The 4,798-nt window shown below is 27.5% G+C and carries 6 protein-coding genes; 3 read left to right on the top strand and 3 right to left on the bottom strand.

What is annotated here, in order from left to right; translation table 11 throughout:
• Positions 1-99 (top strand): IS3 family transposase (locus ACIQ56_RS14455; protein ID WP_397599331.1); only part of this gene is annotated, 99 nt, incomplete at its 5' end.
• 534 nt (positions 100-633) lie between these two features.
• Here the strand turns inward: ACIQ56_RS14455 and ACIQ56_RS14450 are convergent.
• Complete coding sequence (locus tag ACIQ56_RS14450) at positions 634-1,962, bottom strand: putative Na+/H+ antiporter (RefSeq protein ID WP_397601750.1); 1,329 nt, start codon at positions 1,960-1,962, stop codon at positions 634-636.
• A gap of 59 nt (positions 1,963-2,021) precedes the next feature.
• On the opposite strand from ACIQ56_RS14450, the gene ACIQ56_RS14445 reads away from it, so the two are divergent.
• Complete coding sequence (locus tag ACIQ56_RS14445; protein WP_397601749.1) at positions 2,022-2,735, top strand: YjjG family noncanonical pyrimidine nucleotidase; 714 nt, start codon at positions 2,022-2,024, stop codon at positions 2,733-2,735.
• Between the two features lie 69 nt (positions 2,736-2,804).
• On the opposite strand, the gene ACIQ56_RS14440 is transcribed toward ACIQ56_RS14445, so the two are convergent.
• Positions 2,805-3,632, bottom strand: a complete 828-nt coding sequence (locus ACIQ56_RS14440) for an alpha/beta fold hydrolase (protein WP_397601748.1) — start codon at positions 3,630-3,632, stop codon at positions 2,805-2,807.
• A gap of 328 nt (positions 3,633-3,960) precedes the next feature.
• Between ACIQ56_RS14440 and ACIQ56_RS14435 the strand changes: the two genes are divergently transcribed.
• Positions 3,961-4,389 (top strand): hypothetical protein, encoded by a 429-nt coding sequence (locus ACIQ56_RS14435; protein ID WP_397601747.1) that lies wholly within the window; start codon positions 3,961-3,963, stop codon positions 4,387-4,389.
• A gap of 2 nt (positions 4,390-4,391) precedes the next feature.
• Here the strand turns inward: ACIQ56_RS14435 and ACIQ56_RS14430 are convergent.
• Positions 4,392-4,798 (bottom strand): transposase (locus ACIQ56_RS14430; protein ID WP_397601746.1); only part of this gene is annotated, 407 nt, incomplete at its 5' end.

Raw genomic sequence — 4,798 nt, 5'->3', positions numbered from 1 at the left:
GTCATAGAATATATAGAGGTGTTTTATAATCGAATTCGTGCTCATTCTGCCCTTGATTATCATGCACCTTTAGAATATGAAGAAAATTATGAAATTTAATAGTCCACTTTTCGGGGATCATACCAAATTATTTTGCGTGTATTTGCCATAGATTTTAATCTCCCTCTCGTTAGGCGAATAAGCACTTTTAATTTCGATATCTCCATTTAATTTCTCAATGAAAACAATTTTAAGATTTCTTCCATTATCGGTCACTGAGATAAACTAAAGTGTTGGGGTATCGTTTTGTGCTGTTCGCGGATGTCTTCTATACTGGCCTGCTTATCCTTGAGTTTCCTCAAAATTCTAATACTAACTTTAAGCATTCCTTGTGCCTCCGACTCTATTGTATATACAATAGATATTTTTTTGAGATCAAATACTATTTTTCCATTGTAGATAGAGTTCTTATTATTTCCATTCTGTTATTTTATCTAAATTAAGTTAACCATGGTAATAAAGAATATTTTAGAAGCTTTTTGAGCATAAAAAAATTCGCAGGACTCGTGGTGTGCGAACTTTTTTTATTATTATATTTAGTAATAATATTATTTCATAATTATATTTTATTCCAACCTATAAACCAAAATCTTCTTAAAGAAAAATCAAACATAAAATCGCAATAAATGTATAAGGCAAAGAGCCTAAAAATAAATAAAGAGGACTAATTCCATCTTCACCCAAATTTTTATTTAATATTCCATAGCCAATTGGATTTGGCGCATTCGCAATTACGGTTAATCCCCCACCAGCTACAGCTCCGGCAACAAGAGAATATTTCATAGCATCTGATAAATTAGGAACTAAAGTACCTAAATAAGTTAAAGCAGCATTATCTGTAACAGCTGTTAAAGCTGTAGCTCCAATAAACATGGAAACAGGTTCCAATAAATTTACTAAAGGAATAAGCCACCATTGTTGAAGAGCCCCTAAGGTAACAAGACCACCCAAGAAGAATCCAACAAGTAAACTTTCTCTTATTTTTAAAGAATCATGATATTCTTTTGTTACCTCAAACCAACCAATAAATAATAAAAATAATGGAATTAAAAACGAAACATATTTATGGTAAACAATACATAAAATGAGGAATACAATATTGGTAACAATAATCCAATAGGGTGTTTTTTGCTTTTCTTCATTTAAAATTGGGCTTTTTTCAGTATCTTTAATTGCATTTCTAAAAATCACAGAAGTTGATAATGTTCCAATTAAAACTGCAATAATTGATTTCCAGCCAAAATTTGTAAACATAAATTGAAGATCCCATTTCCACGTATTTGCAACGATTAAAACGGGTGGTGCAGCAAAATGAGTTAGAGTGCCGCCAATAGAAATATTAACAAATAATAATCCAAGCATGGCATACTTAAATCTCATATTTTCTGTTTTTGAAAAGAAATGTTCTTGCAATAATAAAGCACATACTGTCATAGCAACAGGTTCTGTAATTAATGAACCTGATAAAGATCCAAATATATAAATACAACTAAAAAGAGCTATTTTTTGATGTACAAAAAATATTTTAGAGAAAAATAAGGATAAGAAATTTATTCCCCTATCGGCAAGATACATAACAGGCTTTGTTGCTGACATACACATAATAATAAAAACAAAAATGGCTTCTTTAAAATCGAGTTCATTTAAAAAACTGAGCGATGCGGGCATACCTAAATAAACAGAAATTAAGGCAATAAATATAAAAGCCCAAAAGCCAAATACGACTTCTACTTCTCCTAAAAAGTGAAGTACTTTTTCTGATATGGATCCTTTTGGACGTTTATGAGCCATAGCTATAATTCGACTGGTACAAAAAGTATGCAAAACAGCGCATACAAATATAAAAGTTGCAGAATAAATAATTACTTTATTTTGTAAAAGTTCACTCATTATTGAAATTTGTTCAGGACAACCTACTGCCATTTTTAAAACTTTCCTTGCAGTTATTTAAGGGCTTTGCCATATTCAAATCGGATGAATTAATGGAAAGGCTCCTATTTATGAAATATTCCCTTGTTTTTTTTGATGCTGACGATACTCTCTTTGACTTTAGCAAATCTCAAGAAATTGCTTTTCGAGAGTCCATTTCGCACTTTAATATAAGCTATCATACGGATAGACTTTATTACGAATATAAAAAATCAAATAAAGAACTCTGGGCAAAATTGGAACAAGGCTCCATTAACTCTGATGAATTAAGATTACTCCGTTTCAAAAACATTTTTGAAACTCATAAAATCAATCAAGATCCTAAAATCTTTGGCGACTATTATATAGAAAAAATTTCAAAAAGTACACATTTGATCCCCTATGCCTTACAAATCTGTAAGTTTATTAAATCATTAAATATAAAAATTGGAATCATTACAAATGGTTTTACCGATACTCAAAAAAATAGATTTGAGTGCTCTGAACTTTTTCCCTTTTTTGATTCTATAACAATTTCCCAAGAAACAGGCTTTCGTAAACCACAGCCTGAAATTTTTGAAATCGCATTAAAGAAACACCTAAATACAAAAAAAGAAGAAGTCCTTATGATAGGCGATAATTTACATGCCGATATATTAGGTGCTAATGAATTTGGAATAGATACTTGTTGGTTTCACAAAAGCGGGGGACAACCAAAAGCAGATATTCAACCTAAATTTATAATTACAGAGTTAATGCAACTTAAAAAAATTATCACGAATACCTAATATAATTAGTTACAAATTTAATTAAAATGAATACCATTCCCATTTTCATATCAAATTTAAAATAGAAAATCATTTTGAATAAAAATTTTCAATTTCTGTTACCAAAAGTTCGGGTGCTTCATCCGCAACAAAATGACCTACATTTTCTAATATTTTCGTCTTTGCATTTGGAATCATTTTTTTCCAATATTCATATGATTTTAGTGTAATTAATTTATCTGCAGCTCCCCACAATAGCAAAACTGGAATTTTAGAAAGTTGATTTAATTGATCCTCTATTTTCCAGACATCATCATTTTCTTTGGCAAGAGCTTGTGCAAATCCCCACGTTCCGAATCGTTCATCTTGATTTTTAAACTTTTCTATATATTTTTGATGTTTTTCTTTCGTTAGAGGACTATGTTTTCCCCAAGCTAACTTAACAAAAAATTTTGGAGAATAATTCATTTTTAAATATAATAATTTCATTGGTGCAGATGACATTAAAAATTTCATCCAAGTAGGAAAATATTCAATTTTACTCATAGGCCATGCCCAAGAATTTATGATAACTAAACTTGATACTAAATTCATATTTTCAAGGATAAAAGGCAGAGAAATAATACCTCCAAAATCATGAACAACAATATGAAATTTTTTTAAATTTAAATGTTTTATTAATTTTGAAAAATTTTCTTGATGATTTTTAATCGTGTAATTATAATTTTTTGGTTTATCAGATGCTCCAAATCCGATATAATCTGGTGCAATAACTCGATACCTATTTTTTAAGCTATTTATAACAGCAATAAATTCATCTGAAGAACTTGGTGTTCCATGGACAAGTATTATGGGAAAACCATTTCCAACATCTTGATATCTTAAAACAAGGCCTTTTTGTATTTCTAATTCATCCATTACTATCCTCAAGAATAAAAATTAATAAATAGCAAGAATACATTTGAGATAAATCAATTATAATCCATTTAACTTTATAAACAATATATATATGATTATTATTTATTTATTTTAAATATATTTTTTTATCATAATCAAATTATTTAAATAATTGATATAATATCAATTTAAAAACAATTTATTATATATTAATAAAATTATTTTTGTAATATTTTTAATATATATTTACTTTTTTTAAAATTTAAAATAACAAATTTTGTTATTTTTGTTTTTTTATAAATTATAAAAAAATTATTTTGTTTTAAATATTTTAAATCAAGGAAATCGAATGATTAAAAAAAAACTCTCTCTTATTTCTTTTTTTGCTATAACGGGAATTGCTTTTCACTCAGGATGCTCAAAATTTAACAATTATGGAAATAAAAGTGCTTCCGATTTCAATAATTTAAGTATCTCTAACTCGTCAAAAGAAAATTCTAATTTAGAAACCTCAATAAATGATGCCTTATCAAAAGACATAGAAAACTCATTTAAAGTATATCAAGATTCATTTACTGAAGGTGAAAAAATCGACTATTTAACAAAAACTTATAAAAGATATTTAGTCCAAATTCAAAAAAAAGATAATAAATTATATCTTACTTCAAATTTAAACAATCAAAATAAAGTATTTCATTCTATAAATGAATTAAATAGGGAACTTCAAAAAGAAATTTTTAACAAAAACACGGAAAATATTAGGGGCTGTCCAACATAATTTCAAGCAACAATTTTCATACCAATATTGAATTTCCAGAAATTTAAGCAAATTGCTGCTAGTTTCACAAATGCCAGATAATTTTCTGATTTTCTTTCATAACGAATAATCACCCTACGAAATGTTTGTAAATCGGCAAAATAATTTTCAACTATGTGTCTTCTTTTATATCGACGAAGATTACGTCCATCTTGCCTATTATTTATTCGATTTATTTTATTAGGAGCAATTAATTTAACTTCTAATTCTTGTAACTGATTTTTTATGGGAAATGAATCATAAGCTTTATCACCAATAAGAATTAATGGTTTTAATTTTTTAGGCATTTTTTCTATTATTGGCAAGATAAATTTTGATTCATGAGGTGTTGCATTCTCAAGACTCAAATGTAATATTTTATTATTTTTTG

It is taken from the genome of Silvanigrella sp. (assembly GCF_044369315.1).
GTDB lineage: Bacteria > Bdellovibrionota_B > Oligoflexia > Silvanigrellales > Silvanigrellaceae > Silvanigrella.
Note: the sequence above shows the minus strand (reverse complement) of the source record. Positions and strands in the feature narration are given on the sequence as shown.

Coding starts and splice junctions, on each gene's coding strand:
- ACIQ56_RS14445 (WP_397601749.1), top strand. CDS start 2,022: ATGGAAAGGCTCCTATTTATGAAATATTCCCTTGTTTTTTTTGATGCT.
- ACIQ56_RS14435 (WP_397601747.1), top strand. CDS start 3,961: ATGATTAAAAAAAAACTCTCTCTTATTTCTTTTTTTGCTATAACGGGA.
- ACIQ56_RS14440 (WP_397601748.1), bottom strand. CDS start 3,632: ATGGATGAATTAGAAATACAAAAAGGCCTTGTTTTAAGATATCAAGAT.
- ACIQ56_RS14450 (WP_397601750.1), bottom strand. CDS start 1,962: ATGGCAGTAGGTTGTCCTGAACAAATTTCAATAATGAGTGAACTTTTA.